At 64.5% G+C, this 16,511-nt stretch carries 15 protein-coding genes; 10 read left to right on the forward strand and 5 right to left on the reverse strand.

All coding sequences use genetic code 11. The features are described 5' to 3' along the window. Positions 1 to 362: 362 nt before the first annotated feature. Complete coding sequence (locus ACYJSS_RS18660; protein ID WP_111263608.1) at positions 363 to 965, forward strand: TetR/AcrR family transcriptional regulator; 603 nt, start codon at positions 363 to 365, stop codon at positions 963 to 965. A 41-nt stretch (positions 966 to 1,006) separates the two neighbouring features. Here ACYJSS_RS18660 and phlG read toward each other — a convergent pair whose 3' ends face one another. Next, positions 1,007 to 1,891, reverse strand: coding sequence for a 2,4-diacetylphloroglucinol hydrolase (phlG, locus tag ACYJSS_RS18665; RefSeq protein WP_236204835.1), 885 nt, complete (start codon positions 1,889 to 1,891; stop codon positions 1,007 to 1,009). Positions 1,892 to 2,044: 153 nt separating this feature from the next. On the opposite strand from phlG, the gene ACYJSS_RS18670 reads away from it, so the two are divergent. Continuing rightward, on the forward strand, positions 2,045 to 2,713 hold the full coding sequence (locus ACYJSS_RS18670; RefSeq protein WP_111263607.1) for a TetR/AcrR family transcriptional regulator: 669 nt from the start codon (positions 2,045 to 2,047) through the stop codon (positions 2,711 to 2,713). Positions 2,714 to 2,798: 85 nt separating this feature from the next. Here the strand turns inward: ACYJSS_RS18670 and ACYJSS_RS18675 are convergent, their stop codons facing one another. Then, entirely contained in the window at positions 2,799 to 3,236 is a 438-nt protein-coding gene (locus ACYJSS_RS18675) for a phosphotransferase system, HPr-related protein (RefSeq protein ID WP_111263606.1), read from the reverse strand. A gap of 581 nt (positions 3,237 to 3,817) precedes the next feature. On the opposite strand from ACYJSS_RS18675, the gene egtB reads away from it, so the two are divergent. The 3 genes from egtB (at position 3,818) to ACYJSS_RS18690 (ending at position 7,781) form a co-directional block, all read left to right on the forward strand. Next, positions 3,818 to 5,932, forward strand: a complete 2,115-nt coding sequence (egtB, locus tag ACYJSS_RS18680) for an ergothioneine biosynthesis protein EgtB (RefSeq protein WP_236204834.1) — start codon at positions 3,818 to 3,820, stop codon at positions 5,930 to 5,932. Between the two features lie 404 nt (positions 5,933 to 6,336). Further along, positions 6,337 to 6,795, forward strand: a complete 459-nt coding sequence (locus ACYJSS_RS18685; RefSeq protein WP_236204833.1) for a hypothetical protein — start codon at positions 6,337 to 6,339, stop codon at positions 6,793 to 6,795. Then, positions 6,792 to 7,781, forward strand: coding sequence for a hypothetical protein (locus ACYJSS_RS18690; protein WP_236204832.1), 990 nt, complete (start codon positions 6,792 to 6,794; stop codon positions 7,779 to 7,781). The genes ACYJSS_RS18685 and ACYJSS_RS18690 overlap by 4 nt, the downstream gene beginning before the upstream one ends. Before the next feature lie 41 nt (positions 7,782 to 7,822). Here the strand turns inward: ACYJSS_RS18690 and ACYJSS_RS18695 are convergent, their stop codons facing one another. The 3 genes from ACYJSS_RS18695 to ACYJSS_RS18705 all read right to left on the reverse strand — a co-directional run bounded on the left by ACYJSS_RS18695 (position 7,823) and on the right by ACYJSS_RS18705 (position 9,369). Continuing rightward, positions 7,823 to 8,521, reverse strand: coding sequence for a hypothetical protein (locus tag ACYJSS_RS18695; RefSeq protein ID WP_236204831.1), 699 nt, complete (start codon positions 8,519 to 8,521; stop codon positions 7,823 to 7,825). Between the two features lie 176 nt (positions 8,522 to 8,697). Beyond that, on the reverse strand, positions 8,698 to 9,000 hold the full coding sequence (locus tag ACYJSS_RS18700) for a hypothetical protein (protein WP_236204830.1): 303 nt from the start codon (positions 8,998 to 9,000) through the stop codon (positions 8,698 to 8,700). A gap of 60 nt (positions 9,001 to 9,060) precedes the next feature. Next, the gene (locus ACYJSS_RS18705; RefSeq protein WP_111263600.1) at positions 9,061 to 9,369 is read right to left on the reverse strand and encodes a hypothetical protein; all 309 of its coding nucleotides are present in this window, start codon (positions 9,367 to 9,369) and stop codon (positions 9,061 to 9,063) included. Between the two features lie 556 nt (positions 9,370 to 9,925). On the opposite strand from ACYJSS_RS18705, the gene ACYJSS_RS18710 reads away from it, so the two are divergent. The 5 genes from ACYJSS_RS18710 to ACYJSS_RS18730 all read left to right on the forward strand — a co-directional run bounded on the left by ACYJSS_RS18710 (position 9,926) and on the right by ACYJSS_RS18730 (position 16,448). Beyond that, positions 9,926 to 10,201, forward strand: coding sequence for a hypothetical protein (locus ACYJSS_RS18710; RefSeq protein ID WP_146603059.1), 276 nt, complete (start codon positions 9,926 to 9,928; stop codon positions 10,199 to 10,201). A 212-nt stretch (positions 10,202 to 10,413) separates the two neighbouring features. Continuing rightward, positions 10,414 to 10,641 (forward strand): DUF2188 domain-containing protein, encoded by a 228-nt coding sequence (locus ACYJSS_RS18715; protein WP_111263598.1) that lies wholly within the window; start codon positions 10,414 to 10,416, stop codon positions 10,639 to 10,641. 452 nt (positions 10,642 to 11,093) lie between these two features. Next, on the forward strand, positions 11,094 to 12,275 hold the full coding sequence (locus tag ACYJSS_RS18720; RefSeq protein WP_236204828.1) for an efflux RND transporter periplasmic adaptor subunit: 1,182 nt from the start codon (positions 11,094 to 11,096) through the stop codon (positions 12,273 to 12,275). Continuing rightward, positions 12,268 to 13,365, forward strand: coding sequence for an efflux RND transporter periplasmic adaptor subunit (locus ACYJSS_RS18725; protein WP_111263595.1), 1,098 nt, complete (start codon positions 12,268 to 12,270; stop codon positions 13,363 to 13,365). The genes ACYJSS_RS18720 and ACYJSS_RS18725 overlap by 8 nt, the downstream gene beginning before the upstream one ends. Beyond that, the gene (locus ACYJSS_RS18730; RefSeq protein WP_459480310.1) at positions 13,362 to 16,448 is read left to right on the forward strand and encodes an efflux RND transporter permease subunit; all 3,087 of its coding nucleotides are present in this window, start codon (positions 13,362 to 13,364) and stop codon (positions 16,446 to 16,448) included. The genes ACYJSS_RS18725 and ACYJSS_RS18730 overlap by 4 nt, the downstream gene beginning before the upstream one ends. The last annotated feature ends 63 nt before the right edge of the window (positions 16,449 to 16,511 follow it).

Below are 16,511 nucleotides of genomic sequence, written 5' to 3' on the forward strand. Positions count from 1 at the left end.
TTGTCACGGGCACCGACCACCGCCACGCAGCGCTAACGCTTGGGCGTGCTGCATTTCTCAGCGCATTGACGCTGCAGATGGGCACTGCGTGAAAATCTATTCGTATTCGTTGCCTCTTATCAGAGATACGAAACGTGCCGTATCGTATTTAGGAAACAATTCAACAGCCGTCACCTAAAGAGAAAGGGAAACCGGTAGCCTTGGTTCTATCTGCCTGTGATATGTGACCGCCGACCCGATCCCCTCATCTCAAGAGGGATTTTGTTACAGAACAACTAACAGAAACGGTCCGTATCGTTTCGTAAAAACGAGCCTATACCTTAGAATTCGTTTGTCAATACATTTTCTATGGGGACTTTGCCTTGAATCGAACCCGCTCCAGGAGCTCCATCGGCTCGCTACGCAGCCCGCATGCGCACAAAGCCATCCTCAAATCGACGACAGAAATTCTGATGGAAAGTGGCTATGCGGGGTTGAGCATCGAATCCGTCGCGCGACGGGCCAGCGCCAGCAAACCGACGATCTATCGCTGGTGGCGGAACAAGGCAGCCCTCATTGCCGAGGTCTACGAGAAGGAAAGCGAGCAGGTCAGGGTTTTTCCGGAATTGGGCTCGTTCCGCGAAGATCTCTCCTTCCTGCTGCACAATCTGTGGAATATCTGGCGGGAGACCATTTGCGGCCTGGCCTTTCGCAGCGTCATCGCGGAAGCCCAGCTGGACCCGGAAACGCTCGAGGAGCTCAAGGACCAGTTCATGGAACGGCGCCGGGAAGTCCCCAAGCGCCTGGTGGAAAATGCGGTGATGCGGGGTGAGCTGCCGAAGGACATCAACCAGGACCTGCTGCTCGACATGATCTTCGGCTTCTGCTGGTACCGGCTGCTCACCGATCAGTTGCGTGCCGAGCAGGACATCGACGATTTCATCAACTTGCTGATCAACGGTGTCTGCGCCTCCCCCACCGCTTGAGACCAGAGCAGGACCCGCAGGGATCGCGGGTCGCTCGAGCGTCAGGCCGGCTGGCCTGAAAACTCGCGGTAGAGTTCCGGCAGGAAACTCGCCAGGTGATTGAACTCGCACAGGTCGTGCACCGCGAACTCGAATGCCAGCTCCTCCAGCCCGGCAGCATCCAGTCCCAGCCCAGCGAGCAAGGCCTCCGCCCGCTCAGCGCCGGGGAACCGCGCCATCGACGGGTGTGCACCGACCCAGTAACGGCTGGTCAGCCACATCCCCTCCTCCGTTTCCTTGAACAGATGGATCATCAGCGACACCGGCACGTCCGGCTTCTGGGCCAGGCTCATCAACGCGCTGACGCTGCCGTCGATCTTCGCCTCGCGGTAGAGCGCCGGGTCCAGCCCCAGCTGCACCGGCTCGTGGAAGTCGATCTTCAGGTCCAACAGCCGTGAGCCCACGTATTCCGTGGCACAGAAGCTGTTGCCGTACAGCCGGTGCCTGAAGCAGCGCTCGGTGTCGCAGAGCTTGTGGGCGTTCAGGCAAGGGTTCTTCACATGGGCATAGGGGAACCAGAGCATGTAGCGCTCAGCCTCCAGCGGGTGCCAGAGGAACCACCACTCGAACATGCGTGCGCTGCAGCCCGGAAAGAACTTGCGGCTCTGGACATAGGCCATCGGCCCGCTCAACAGTGCGTACCCGGCCTCCGCGCTGGGGTAGTCGGGGTCGAGCAGCCGATTGATATCCTCGACCGAGGGGCTCAGCGTCCGCTCCTGGGGTAAAGGCCCCTGCTGCAGCAAACGCATGGCCGATAGCGGGACGCGCATCTCGCCACTGAAAAAGCGCGCATAGGGCTTGCCGCGGATCGCTTCGCGATTGCGCAGGAACTGCTTCTGCATCGGCAGGGAAAAATAACTGAATGGCACCATCACGCGTGTTTGCATTGAAGTAACCTGCATCGTTGGCTCGATGGGATCAGGTGCGGACGGATCACATATCTCACCTTCCTGCGGGAAGGTGTCGGCCCCTGAGACGCTAGGACAGACTAAAAGCAAAGTCAAATTTGAATTTAAACTAAGACGGAAAGAGTCGGTTCCATGACAACTACCGAGCAGCAGGCCCCCAGCCGGGCGCCTCGCCAGGATGGGCGGGCCACACGCCAGCAGATTCTCGAGATCGCCGGGCAAGTTTTCGCCGAGCGCGGCTTCGCCAATGCCACCAGCAAGGAGATCTGTGCGCGCTCGCAGGCCAACGTCGCCGCCGTGAATTACCACTTCGAGGGCAAGGACGGCCTCTACACCGCCGTCCTGCTGGAAGCCCACCAGCGCATCATGACCCTGGAGACGCTGGAAGCGCTGACGGCCAGCGAGCTCACCGGCGAGGAAAAACTGCGCCGGCTGATCACGGAGCTGCTGGCGAGTCTCGGCAGCCCTCGCCTGGCCTGGCCCGCCAAGGTGCTGGCGCGGGAACTGCTGTCACCCTCCCCGCTGCTGCCGGCCGTGCTGAAGAAAGAGTCCTTCCCCAAGGCCCTCGCCACCCGCCGCATCATCGGCGAGCTCTTGGGCCTCCCGGAGGATGATCCGGCCGTGCTGCGCAGTGCCCTGAATATCTTTTCGCCCTGCCTGTTCCTGTTGATCGCCCACGACACCCTCAGCACGACCGTGCTCCCGGGCCTGGATACGGAACCTCAACCGCTGCTGGAGCACATGCTGACGTACGCCCTGGGCGGGCTTGCGGCGATTGGTGAACAGCGTCGCACCGTATAAGCCCGGGCTACGTCTCGTTGCCGGCACCGAATGGGTGTCGCGTGGCTCTACCCATCCTGCGTAGAGCCTTCCCGGAGGCTGCGGGCTACTGCGCCTCGCCATCCCAGGGCTTGCCGTGCAGCGGTCGGGTGCGTGCTTCCTCGGCCTCATCCAGGCCATCGCCAGCGGCGATCTCGTCGCGCCCCACCACGGACAGGTCCTTGTCCGCCGGCACTACGCCACCCGGGTCGCGACCGACACGGGTCTCGTTCTCGTCGATCAAGGTCTCGGGGCTGAGGTCATCGGCGGAGACGCCGTCCTCATGCAGGCTGCGCCCCAGCGTCTCGCCGCCCGACATGCCGGCCTCACGCACGCGACGGTCAGGGAACTCACGCTCCACCTCTTGCTCCGGACGCAGGTCGCCCACGCGCCCCTGGCGCTCGTCCTTGCGGTCACTGAAATCCAGCTGCTCCATGGAACCCATGCGGTCCTCGATGTCGTCGATCTCGCGAGGGGTATAGGGCTTTCGTTCACTGCTGCTCATGGCGGCTCTCCTGCTTGGCGTGTTCAAGGTGGACCGGCCAACACCTGCAAAGATTCAGGCTGATCGATGCCTGCATGCCCGCCACAAGCCCATGCCCAGGCAAAACCTAGAATTCACTTAAAGTTTTATAAATCCAACTATATCAACTGGTTATGAGTCATTCATAAAGTCGAAAGTTAGGAAACCTGTCGCCAGCCCCCCCCTCAGCACCAGGGCGACAGGCCCAATCAGCAAGGTGTGACGCGCATTGCCTAGCGAGCGCCCATGGTTAGCTTGAAATGAAAAATATTTTGAGATTTAAAGTCTATTTATCAACAGGTTATGAGCCATATCTAAAGATAGAATTAACATCTGCGCTCGTGCAGCGTGGCGGTGCGTGACCCTCTGCATCGAAGCGCCCCGACCCCGGAGCATGCAGCCGCCGCCCCACTCCGGACAGGCGAAAACCACACGAACTTTCCTGGAACCCAAGGCATCAGACCCTATGACCCCCAATGTCGGGATCTGCCGCCCTGCCTGCCGTTCGGGCATGCCATCACGCGCATCCAACAGTCCTGCCAACAGCACTGAGAGAGAGGCCGATGAACCGCACCACGCTGCTCGACCGATACCTGCAAGTCCGTAGCCATAGCGAATCCCTGGTGGCGCCCCTGAGCGAAGAGGACATGGTGGTGCAGTCCATGCCCGATACAAGCCCGGCCAAATGGCACCTCGCCCACACCACCTGGTTCTTCGAGACGTTCCTGCTGGCGCCCAACCTGGCGGACTACAAGGTCTTCGACGCAGGTTTCGCCTACCTCTTCAACTCCTACTACGAGGCCCTCGGCCCACGCCAGCCACGCCCCCAGCGCGGGCTGCTGACACGACCACCGGTGTCGCAGGTCATGGCCTACCGCCGCTACATCGATGAACACATGCACGCACTGCTGCAGGACGGCATCACCGACGAGTTGGGCGCCCTCGTGGAACTTGGCCTGGCCCATGAGCAGCAGCATCAGGAACTGCTGCTCATGGACCTGCTGCACCTGTTCAGCCGCTCGCCCCTGAACCCGGCCTATGACACCCGCTGGCGCGAGCCGGGTGGCGACCGGCCGGCGCGCTTCATCGCCCTCGCTGGCGGCCTGGTCGAGATCGGCCATGACGGCCAGGGCTTCGCCTTCGACAACGAGGGCCCGCGCCATCAGGTATTCCTGCCCCCGTTCCAGATCGCCGACCGCCTGGTGAGCAACGCCCAATGGCTGGCGTTCATCGAGGCAGGTGGCTACTCCCGCGCCGACCTCTGGCTCTCCGAAGGCTGGGCGAAGGTGCAGGAAGAGGACTGGCAAGCGCCCCTGTACTGGCGACAGGGTGATACGGGCTGGATGGAGATGGGCCTCGGCGGCCTGCGCCCGCTGCAGCCGACATCACCGGTGACCCACATCAGCTACTACGAAGCCTGCGCCTACGCGACCTGGGCGGACGCCCGCCTGCCCAGCGAAGCGGAATGGGAAGTCGCCGCGCGTGCCGGGCTGCTTGGCCAGGTGGAGGATTGCGCCTGGCAATGGACCGGCAGCGCATACCTGCCCTACCCCGGCTTCCACCCTTCCGCCGGCGCGGTAGGCGAGTACAACGGCAAGTTCATGGTCAGCCAGATGGTCCTGCGCGGCGGCGCCAGCGTCACCCCAGCCGGCCATGCACGGCCCAGCTACCGCAACTTCTTCTACCCGGGCCAGCGCTGGATGTTCTCCGGCCTGCGACTGGCCCGCGACGCCAGCAGCGGCGAGCAGGCCAGCGAGCATGAAGGCTTCGCCGAGGACGTGCGCAGCGGGCTCGGGGCGCCGAACAAGAGCCTGCCGCCCAAGTACTTCTACGACGCTGCCGGCTCCGAGCTGTTCGAAGCCATCTGCCGCACCCGCGAGTACTACCCCACGCGCATGGAAACGGCGCTGCTGGGCGATATCGCCAAGGAGCTTTCGGCGGTCATTCCCCGTGGCGCGGCGCTGGTGGAGTTCGGCAGCGGTGCCAGCCTGAAGACCCGCCTGCTGCTGGACGCGGCGCCCCAGATCGGGCTCTACCTGCCCATCGACATCAGCGAGTCGGCCCTGCGCAAGGCCACCGCCATGTTGCAGGGCGCCTATCCGGAACTGTGCGTACTGCCCCAGGTGGGTGACTTCACCCACTTGCCGCACCTGCCACAGGCGGCCGCCTCCCGGGCACGCGTGGCCTTCTTCCCCGGCTCGACCCTGGGCAACTTCAGCCCGGCGCAGGCGCTGCGCTTCCTGCGCTCGGTGCGCCGCTTCCTCGGTCGCGACTCACGCCTGATCCTCGGCCTGGACATGCAGAAGGATGTCGCCACCCTGGAAGCCGCCTACGACGACGCCGACGGCATCACCGCACAGTTCAACAAGAACCTGCTCGCCCGCATCAACCGCGAGCTGGGTGGCGACTTCGACCTCGACGCCTTCGCCCACCTGGCGCGCTGGAACGCGCAGGACCGCTGCATGGAGATGTTCCTGGTCAGCCTCCACGAACAGGAAGTCCGCGCCGCCGGCCGGCGCTTCCACTTCACCGCCGGGGAGCGCCTGCACACCGAGTGCTCGCACAAGTACAGCCTGGAAGGCATCGCCGAGATGGCCGCCGAATCCGGCTGGCGCCTCGCCCGCCACTGGCTGAGCCCGGAACCGCAGGTGGGGATATTCGTATTGGAGAGTGACTGAGGCTGCCGAAGGGCACCTGAAGCTCGGTACTGTCTCTAGGGCGAGCCCTTGCCGGCAGGCGCTCGGCTCAGCCTCATACATCCAACGCCGCCTTCGCACATGAGCGCCTGCTTGGGCGATCGCATCGCCACGACGCCTGCCATTGCCAGCCTGGCCGTGCCTACCGACAGCGGCATGACCACCCCCGTCATTGCGCCTATCACCCTGAAGGAACAGGCCTGAGCCCGATGCGCCTGCGGGGCAATCTGCCGGTCAGATTTCTTTACCCATTTCCCGCGCCCCCTTGCCATACAAGCACCTGCTCTAAAACTGCGGCAAAAACCACTGACGCCGCGCCGGATGGTGATCTACGGGGTCGCCCTAGCATCTGCGCTCGCCCTTCTACAGACACAAGGATGAAGCCGATGCCACCCCTCAAAACCACGCTCCACGCTCCCCAGCTAATGCTGCTGGCCATGCTTGGCGCCCATGCTTCCAACTCGCTGGCCGACACCCCCAAGCTGCCGCCGGGTAGCACCATTACTGCCGAATCCCATTTTGCGCCACCCGCCGTCCTGCGGCAGGTGCCATTACCCGGCAACCTCCCCACCACTCTCCCGGTCCCATCAGTACCGGAGCAGGAGGCGCCTGATCCAGCCGCTCCAGTGCCCAAGGCTCCCGTGAGCGGAAGCAACAGCCTGCAAGCACGCAGCAACGCCTACACCCCGCTTTGCACATCGCTTTCAATCAACCAGCTGTACACCCTTTCCGGCGTGCAACGAGGGGCAGCTACTGCTACCACTTCGAAATCGGCCAGCATTCCAAGACCGAAGCCGTTGTCACAGAGCAGAGCCCAGGCACTGACTTCGAACTATTCCTTTTGAGAGACGACGGTAATGGCAACCTTCAGTTGGTTGGGCATTCCAGCCAACCCGGCAATGCGGACGAATCGATCCTTGCCGTCACGCCACCCGGTCATTACTACTGGCTGATGAACGCCCTTGCCTCTGACGGCTCGCCCGTCGGCTTCGGCGCACTGGTCGCCGCCCCGATCGATGCCTATGAACCCAACGACAGCCCCGAGTCAGCCACCATCCTGCCCGACACCCTGAACGTCATCACGGGTAACTCGGACAGTGCCTGGGATTACGACTATTACGAGTTCACCAGTGTTCGTGGGCAGACCCTGCGGCTCATGCTGACGGGGGAGGATTCAGGGACGAGCAATCGCTGGTTGCTGGAGGTCTACAACAACGGTGTCTGGCAGCAGGAGACCAAGGACATGCGACTGAATATCAAAGGGCTGCCAGCTAATGAGCGCCTCCAAGTTCGGGTTCGCCCCAACCCGGCAGTGGCGTTGACTCCCCATCTGCGCTATCGCCTGACTATCGGCTCAACGCCCTTCATGCGTAATCACTACGTTGAGGGAGAGTCGAATGCCCTTCGCATTCCATACTCCGCTCCATTGGCATATGGGCAGCGATGCATGACGACACAGGCTTATAAACAGGTGAAGTGGTCGATGTTGCTGACAGACAGCACCAACACTCCGATAAAGGGGGTCACACCCGTACTCCATCTGTTACCGCGAACGCGTCTCGGGCAGGAGCCTTATAGTTCGCATCCTGCAAAAACTGATATCAATGGATGGGCTCGTGGCACCATAAATCTGGGGGCTTGCTATGGAGACTGGAGCACGACCTTTGTCGACTACTCGGGAACTTACAGGAATACGTGGAAAACTGACTACAACTACGGCTCATGGTACCTAAGGCTTAACGAAGACCCGAGTGTAGGAGTCGGCAGTCCAGAGAATTCCGTAGTTTTAGGGCATCTATGTCAACAGACTCTTATTAAGAGCGAGCGTTAATTCTTCAGCTTTGTGCGGGCTAAGAAGCCCGCACACTCCAACTAGGCTGGCGGATGAATCCGTCGCTCGGTCCAGTGTCCATAACGTACGACACCCCATGAGACCAGATGGGCCTGAAGGCTGTTGTACTCAAGGGCTCTGACAACGCTCGAGAAATTGCTTCTGTCCAAGTGGTAACGGCCGAACCCATCGAAGTCCACGTTCATATCCGACTCGATACGCTCGATGGCCAATTCCACATAACGATTGGCGTACTGCAGCAGTTCAGTGGAAGCGTTCATTCGCGCAGACAGCCGTTTCGCCACATCATCCCTGAGTAAGCCATTGTGATTACTGACGATGATGTTGCCTGCGCTATCGACCGATATACCGACCAATCCGTCACGCATAACCGGTTCCCGCCCCGACAACTCTCTCAACATGCTGCCGTAGATCGCCTGAAACCCCGCATGCGCCAAATTGAGCTCCGCATCGATGATTTCCAGCGGACGCGCATTGTCCTTGGGCGGGCGCATCACCTGTTCGATGGCCCATATCTCAAGATCGAAACTGACCTGCGGCCCCGTTGGCAATTGCGCCAACCGGTTGTAGGTATGGCTTTCGATGACTCGATCCAGACCTTCCTGCGGCAGTGCCTCCGGCAGCGCCAGTGCTCGAGCCGACTCGCCCGCCTTGGCCACTTCGGCGACCCAGGTATCCGAGCGCGTGGGCCATAACGACAGGTTGCTCGTGATCTCCATGACGACCTCTCCTTTCTGGGGTGTTCCCTCAAGGTCGGCCGGTGCGTTTTTTAGCTGAGTGCGGCGAGCGACTGGAAAGTCCTATTCCCATGTAGGAACAAGACGCTCCAGTCGGGGCAGCCCAGGGGGGTGGTGATGCAACTCACCGGGACACGATCGCCCCGGCGGAAACAGCATCAGCCCGCCTGGCGAATCCCCTGCTCCTGGGCGCTGGCGAGCTTGACGATACGCCGGCTGCCGCAGCCGGCCTGGAGCAGCACCATGTCTTCGAACACCTGCTTGCCCAGGCGCAACACGGCGCTGGGGTCCTGGTAATCGACGAGGTTGAGCCCGGCCACGGTGAAGTGTTCATGGGTCGCCGGGTTATGCACGAAGAGGCTGAAGGTGCCGTCCGTGAGCGTCCGGCTTTCCACCCTGCAACTGGGGATGGCGCGCGCGAGCATCAGGTCCAGTTCCTTGCCAGACAGTGCAGTTTTCATCAACAGCCTCCTTGTTACGGTCATGCCGGCCGCGTGAATTCGGGCCGCGCGCAATCGGGGTCAGAGCAGGCGTACCGGGAATACCGATGCGCCGTCCACGCCCCTGATGGATGGCCGCTCGGCCATCACCTCGAAAATCGCCTTGGCCTGCCCGGGGTCCAGCGGCTCCAGTTCGATCAGCCGCGTACGGTTCCAGTTCTCCGGCGCCGCCCCCGCGAAGCTGATGCGCCCGGCGAGCCCGTTCAGCGCCGCCCAGCCCTCGAACTGCTCCAGGCCGAAGTCGAGCGTCACCGCACGCGGCTCGAGCCGCACGACGCCGTCGGCCAGCGCGGGCGAGTACAGGGTCAGGTGTGCGAGAGACGTGATCATCCTGATGCCTCCGGAAGCCGGTCGGACAGGCTCGGAAAAAGTCTTCAACCCCCAGGGGAGCACAGGCAACTAGCGATAAACATGCCAATACAGGTTTTCAGCGGTCGACCTGCACGCCCGCGCCTCCCTGCACAGGAAAAACGCCACAACCTGATATCGACACGATGGCAAACCACCCAAGAGTCCGGGGAACCCGCGCCCTTGAACGGGGTCGTGCCCATGCATTCTGCACGGGCAATCTGCACGATTCGGGCAACTTGCAATGACGCGCACAGGTGCGATGCGATGATCGGGGGCGGGCTGCGCGCTAACGGTGCGCGTCGATCCCATTCGGGCAGGCGGTCGAGCAATCGCCTGATATCAGCGCGTCATCTCGATGATATTGAAACCATTGCAGCGGACGAACGGCCTCCGTCGCCAGTGCAATAAGGCTGAACTCACACCCGCTCCCGGACTTCTCAATAACAACTCACGCGTATCCCAACTTGAGGCCCGGTCGCTGCGGCATGCGTCGGGCTTCTTTTTTGGGTGGACCCACCCGTACCTGGACGTAGCCATGGCTTTTCAACCGTCAGCCGAAGAATTGCAGCAGAGGCTGGACGCCCGGCTGGACAACCACCTGTGCGTGGTCAAGTTCCGCGACGACGACGTGGTGCTGTCGCTGCGCGACCTGCGCACCGGCCGCCTGACCATCGTCTCCGGCCTCTTCCCCCGCCACTGGGCCAGCCACGAACAGTTCGAGGCCCTCAATGGCCAGTTGATCGACGAGCTGGAGCACATGCTCGAGCAGGACCCGGGTGGAGACGACGACGCCTTCCCGGAGGGCAACTGACCGTGCCCCAAGCCCCGCAAAGCGACGCCGAGCGCCTGGCAGCGCTCGCCAGGGAGGCGTCACGCGGGCGTATCCGCCGCAAGCCCTGAAAGAACACGCAACGGCACAAAGGCGGAACCTGTCCGGCACCACCGGTTCTATAAGTCCCTGAGAGGCGCCTGGGGGCGCAAACGGCATCAAGACCGTCGACGTTGAACGAACTGGAGATCCACATGGGCTGTTATCACATTTCCCCCACGGAAAAGGGGTGGGAGTTGCGCAAGGAAGGTGCAACGCGCCCGTCCAAGACCGCCAGCGAGAAAGCCGTACTGCTCGACAGCATCGAGAGCTTCATGCAGCACCGCGCAGGCACGGTGAAGGTGCACGGGGAGGACGGCAGCGTCGAGCAGGAGCTGCGCTATCCGCCCACCCGGCGTTACTACGAGCCGTCGGGCGACTAGCCCGAAAGGCAACCCACCGAAGAAGACCTCGGAACTCAGCCGCGTGCGATGCCGGTGAGGGTGATGCCGTAGCGCTTGAGAGCTGTATCGCCGGCTCGTGGCTGGGGTCCTCGCACTCGGCGAATTCCCCGGCGGGCAGGTTGCCCTCGGCCCACGCCAGCAACTGGCGGTTGGCGTCTTCCATATCCGGTTTGCTCGCCGCCTCGATGTCCAGCTTCGAGGTGTTGTTGTCCTTTTGATAGGTGATGATCCAGTGCGCCATATCGGTTACCTCGGCGTTGGCGGGTGTATCTGAGCTGACTGGCACCACCGCCGATGAGTTCACCGCCAAACGCCCTCCCCGACTTGAACTTTCCTCCGGCCGCCTCCCTCGAATTGCCATCGGCGCCACCGCTTCGCTGCGCGCTCGGCGCCATTCACGTCGCATTCGCCACCGGAGGCCTGGTCCAGGGATGAACCCGCTGCACACCCCCTCATCGAGGAACATTCGCATCGCCACCGGCCTCCTGGCCGCATTGCTGTTGGCCGCTTGCCAGGAACAGGAGACGCCCAAGCCCGTGCAACGGGTCCTGGTGCAGAACATCGAGGAGGCCGATTTCAGCGCCGAAGTGCGCCTCACCGGCGACATCCAGGCCCGCGTCGAGGCGCAGCAGGCCTTCCGCGTGGGCGGCAAGATCATCGAGCGCCTGGTGGACGTGGGTGACCCGGTCAAGGCCCAGCAGGTACTGGCGCGCCTCGACCCGCAGGAGCAGCGCAGCAACCTCGACACCGCCAATGCGGCCGTCACCGCCCAGCGCGCGCAGCTCAAGGAGGCCGAACTGGCCTTCGAGCGCCAGCGCAAGCTGCTGCCCAAGGGCTACACCAGCCAGAGCGAGTTCGACCAGGCGCAAGCCCAGCTGCGCGCCACCCGCAGCTCCCTGGACGCCGCCGAGGCCCAGGCCGCCAACGCCCGCGACATGCTCGCCTACACCGAACTCAAGGCCTCGACCGACGGCGTGATCACCAGCCGCCACGCCGAAGTCGGCCAGGTGGTGCAGGCCACGGTGCCGATCTTCACCCTCGCCCGCGAAGGCGAGCGCGACGCCGTGTTCAACGTCTACGAATCGCTGTTCGACCAGCAACTGGAGAGCCAGGAGGTGACCGTCGCCCTCCTCGGCCAGCCGCAGGTGACCGCCAGGGGCGAGGTGCGCGAGATCACCCCGACCATCGACCCGCAGAGCGGCACCCTCAAGGTCAAGGTGGCGCTGCAGGACGTGCCGCCACAGATGAACCTGGGTGCCGTGGTCACCACCCGCCTCCGCCCGCGCAGCGGCGACGGGGTCGTGCTGCCCTGGTCGGCGCTGACCAAGGCCGGCCGCGAGCCGGCGGTGTGGCGGGTGGGTGATGACCAGCGGGTGGCGCTGCAGAAGGTCGGCGCGGTGCGCTACGCCAGCGGCGAGGTACTGGTGGGCCAGGGCCTGCAAGCGGGCCAGAAGGTGGTGATCGCCGGCGGCCAGTTGCTGCACCCCGGCCAGCAGGTGGAAATCGCCCGCGCCGAACAGGCCGCCGAACCGGACAAGGCCGCAGCGGTGCGAGAGGACCGCGCCGAGCCGGCGCCACAGCCCCAGGTCGAAGGGAGCGTGCCCCATGAATGACGCCACCCGCATCGCCTGCCTCCTGCCGCTCGGCGCCCTGCTGCTGGCCGGCTGCGGCGAGAAGGAGCGGACACCGCCCCCGCCGCGCCCGGTGCTCAGCGTGGTGGTGGAGAGCCAGCACCAGGAGAGCGTCGGCCGCTTCGCCGGCACCATCCAGGCGCGCTACGAAACCACCCTGGGCTTCCGCACCAACGGCCGCATCGCCTCGCGTGCGGTGGATGTCGGCGACAAGGTGGCCAAGGGCGCCCTGCTCGCCACCCTCGACCCCACCGACCAGCAGAACCGCCTGCGTGCCAGCGAGGGCGACCGCGCCAGCGCCGAAGCGCAGTGGATCGACGCCCAGGCCGATGCCCGCCGCCAGGAGGAACTGTTCGCCCGGGGCGTCGGTGCCAAGGCCAACCTCGACGCTGCCCGCACCCGCCTGCAGACCAGCCGCGCCAGCCTCGACCAGGCCCGCGCTGCGGTGCAGCAGGCCAGCGACCAGCTCGACTACACACACCTCACCACCGACTTCGACGGCGTCGTCACCGCCTGGCGCGCCGAGGCCGGCCAAGTGGTCGCCGCCGGCCAGGACGTGGTGACCCTGGCACGCCCCGAAGTGCGCGAGGCGGTGTTCGACCTGCCCGACGACCTCGTCGCCGCCCTGCCCGAGGACGCCACCTTCCTCGTCAGCGCCCAGCTGCAGGAGAACGCCTCCACCACCGGGCGCATCCGCGAAATGGCGCCCCAGGCCGACGCCGCCACCCGCACCCGCCGCGTGCGCCTGAGCCTGGAGCAGACCCCGGACAGCTTCCGCCTCGGCACCACGGTGCGGGTGGAACTGAGCAGCCCGGTGACCCCGCGCGCCAGCCTGCCCGCCAGCGTGCTGATGCACGCGGAGCCCGGCGCGCCGCAGGACCGTGGGCAGGTCTGGGTGGTGGACGAACAGGCCGCCGTGGTGCACCGCCGCGAGGTGCAGGTGCTGAGCCGCGAAGAGGAGCGCGTGCTGATCGGCAAGGGGCTCGCCGACGGCGAGCGGGTGGTCAGCGCCGGGGTCAACAGCCTCAAGGAAGGCCAAGCAGTGAAACTGGATGAAGGGGATCGGCCATGAGTGATGCCAAGGGCGGCTTCAACCTCTCGGAATGGGCGTTGCGCCACCAGTCGTTCGCCTGGTACCTGATGGCGGTGGCGCTGGTGATGGGCATTTTCTCCTATTTCGAACTGGGCCGCGAGGAAGACCCCGCCTTCACCATCAAGACCATGGTCATCCAGACCCGCTGGCCCGGCGCCACGGTCAACGACACCCTGGAGCAGGTCACCGACCGCATCGAGAAGAAGCTCGAGGAACTGGACAGCCTCGACTACGTGAAGAGCTACACGCGGCCGGGCGAGTCCACCGTCTTCGTCTACCTCAAGGACACCACCGACGGCGCCGAGATACCCGACATCTGGTACCAGGTGCGCAAGAAGATCGACGACATCCGCGGCCAGTTCCCCCAGGGCCTGCAGGGCCCGGCGTTCAACGACGAGTTCGGTGACGTCTACGGCAGCCTCTACGCCTTCACCGGCGACGGCCTCAGCTACCGCCAGCTGCGCGACTACGTCGAGCGCGTGCGCCTGGACATCCGCAGCGTCAAGGACCTGGGCAAGGTGCAGCTGATCGGCGAACAGGACGAGGTGTTCTACCTCAACTTCTCCACCCGCAAGCTGGCCGCCCTGGGCCTCGACCAGCGCCAGGTGATGCAGAGCCTGCAGGCGCAGAACAGCGTGACGCCCTCGGGGGTGATCGAGGCCGGCGCCGAGCGCATCTCCGTGCGCACCTCCGGCGAGTTCCGCTCCCAGGCGGACCTGGAGGCGGTCAACCTGCGCATCAACGAGCGCTTCTACCGCCTCGCCGACCTGGCCAGCATCCAGCGCAGCTACCAGGACCCGCCCACCTCGCTGTTCCGCTTCAACGGCGAGCCCGCCATCGGCCTGGCGGTGGCCATGCGTGATGGCGGCAACATCCAGACCTTCGGCGCGGCGCTGCATGCACGCATGCAGGAGGTCACCAACGAGCTGCCCATCGGCGTCGGCGTGCACCAGGTATCGAACCAGGCCGAGGTGGTGGAGAAGGCCATCGGCGGCTTCACCAGCGCGCTGTTCGAGGCGGTGATCATCGTCCTGGTGGTGAGCTTCATCAGCCTCGGCGTGCGCGCCGGCCTGGTGGTGGCCTGCTCGATTCCCCTGGTGCTGGCCCTGGTCTTCGTGTTCATGGAATACAGCGGCATCACCATGCAGCGCATCTCCCTCGGCGCCCTCATCATCGCCCTCGGCCTGCTGGTGGACGACGCCATGATCACGGTGGAGATGATGGTCACCCGCCTGGAGCTGGGCGACTCGCGGCACGACGCCGCCACCTACGCCTACACCTCCACCGCCTTCCCCATGCTCACCGGCACCCTGGTGACGGTGGCCGGCTTCGTGCCCATCGGCCTCAACGCCAGCTCGGCGGGCGAATACACCTTCACCCTGTTCGCGGTGATCGCCGTCGCCCTGCTGCTGTCGTGGGTGGTCGCGGTGCTCTTCGCCCCGGTGATCGCCGTGCATGTGCTGCCCGCCACGCTCGAGCACAAGGAAGAGAAGAAGGGCCGCATGACCCGCTTCATGGACCGCGGCCTGCGCCTGGCCATGGGGCACCGCTGGGCCACCATCCTGCTCACCGTGGCGCTGTTCGGCGGCTCGCTGTTCCTCATGCAGTTCGTCCAGCAGCAGTTCTTCCCCTCCTCCGACCGCCCCGAGCTGCTGGTGGACCTGAACCTGCCGCAGAACAGCAGCATCGCCGAGACCCGCGCGGTGATGGACCGCTTCGAGGCCAAGCTCAAGGGCGATGACGACATCCAGCGCTGGCGCTCCTACATCGGCGAAGGCGCGGTGCGCTTCTACCTGCCTCTCGACCAGCAGCTGCAGAACCCCTACTACGGCCAGTTGGTGATAGTCGCCAGGGACCTGGACGCGCGACAACGCCTCTCCGCCCGCCTCAAGCAGCGCCTGCGCGACGAGTTCGTCGGCATCAGCGGCTACGTGCAGCCCCTGGAGATGGGCCCACCGGTGGGCCGGCCGATCCAGTACCGCATCAGCGGCCCGGACATCGACAAGGTGCGCGAGTACGCCATGGACCTGGCCGCGCGGCTGGACGCCAACCCCAACGTCGGCGAGATGATCTACGACTGGAACGAGCCCGGCCGCGTGCTGAAGATCGACATCGCCCAGGACAAGGCACGCCAGCTGGGCCTCTCTTCCGAGGACGTGGCGCAGATGATGAACGGCGTGGTCACCGGCGCCACCATCACCCAGGTGCGCGACAGCATCTACCTGGTCAACCTGGTGGGCCGCTCCGAGGAAGGCGAGCGCAACTCGCCGGAAACCCTGGAGAACCTGCAGATCGTCACCCCCAACGGCACCTCCATTCCGCTCAAGGCCTTCGCCACCGTGGGCTACGAACTGGAGCAGCCACTGGTGTGGCGCCGCGATCGCAAACCCACCATCACCCTCAAGGCCAGCGTCCACGGCGACCTGCAACCCACCGACCTGATGGCCAGGCTCAAGCCCGAGGTGGACGACTTCGCCGCCGGGCTGCCCGCCTCCTACCGCATCACCCCCGGCGGCACGGTCGAGGAAAGCGGCAAGGCCCAGGGGCCCATCGGCCAGGTGGTGCCGCTGATGCTGTTCCTCATGGCGACCTTCCTGATGATCCAGCTGCAGAGCGTGCAGAAGATGTTCCTGGTGGCCAGCGTGGCGCCCCTGGGGCTGATCGGCGTGGTGCTCGCGCTGCTGCCCACCGGCACGCCGCTGGGCTTCGTGGCCATCCTCGGGGTGTTGGCGCTGATCGGCATCATCATCCGCAACTCGGTGATCCTGGTGACCCAGATCGACGAGTTCGAACGCGAGGGCGCCCATCCCTGGGATGCGGTGATCGAAGCCACCCACCACCGCACCCGGCCCATCCTCCTCACCGCCGCAGCGGCCAGCCTGGGCATGCTGCCCATCGCCCGCGAAGTGTTCTGGGGCCCCATGGCCTTCGCCATGATCGGCGGCATCATCATCGCCACCCTGCTCACCCTGTTCTTCCTGCCCGCCCTCTACGTCGCCTGGTACCGCATCCACGAACCGGACGACGACACGCCCCCGGCACGCAATGCGCAGGAGGTGTAGGGGTGAATTCAGTCGCCAGACGGTACGTAGCACCGCAGGATGGGCTGGGCGGAACTCCGCTTC

The organism is Pseudomonas sp. No.21, from assembly GCF_054558415.1.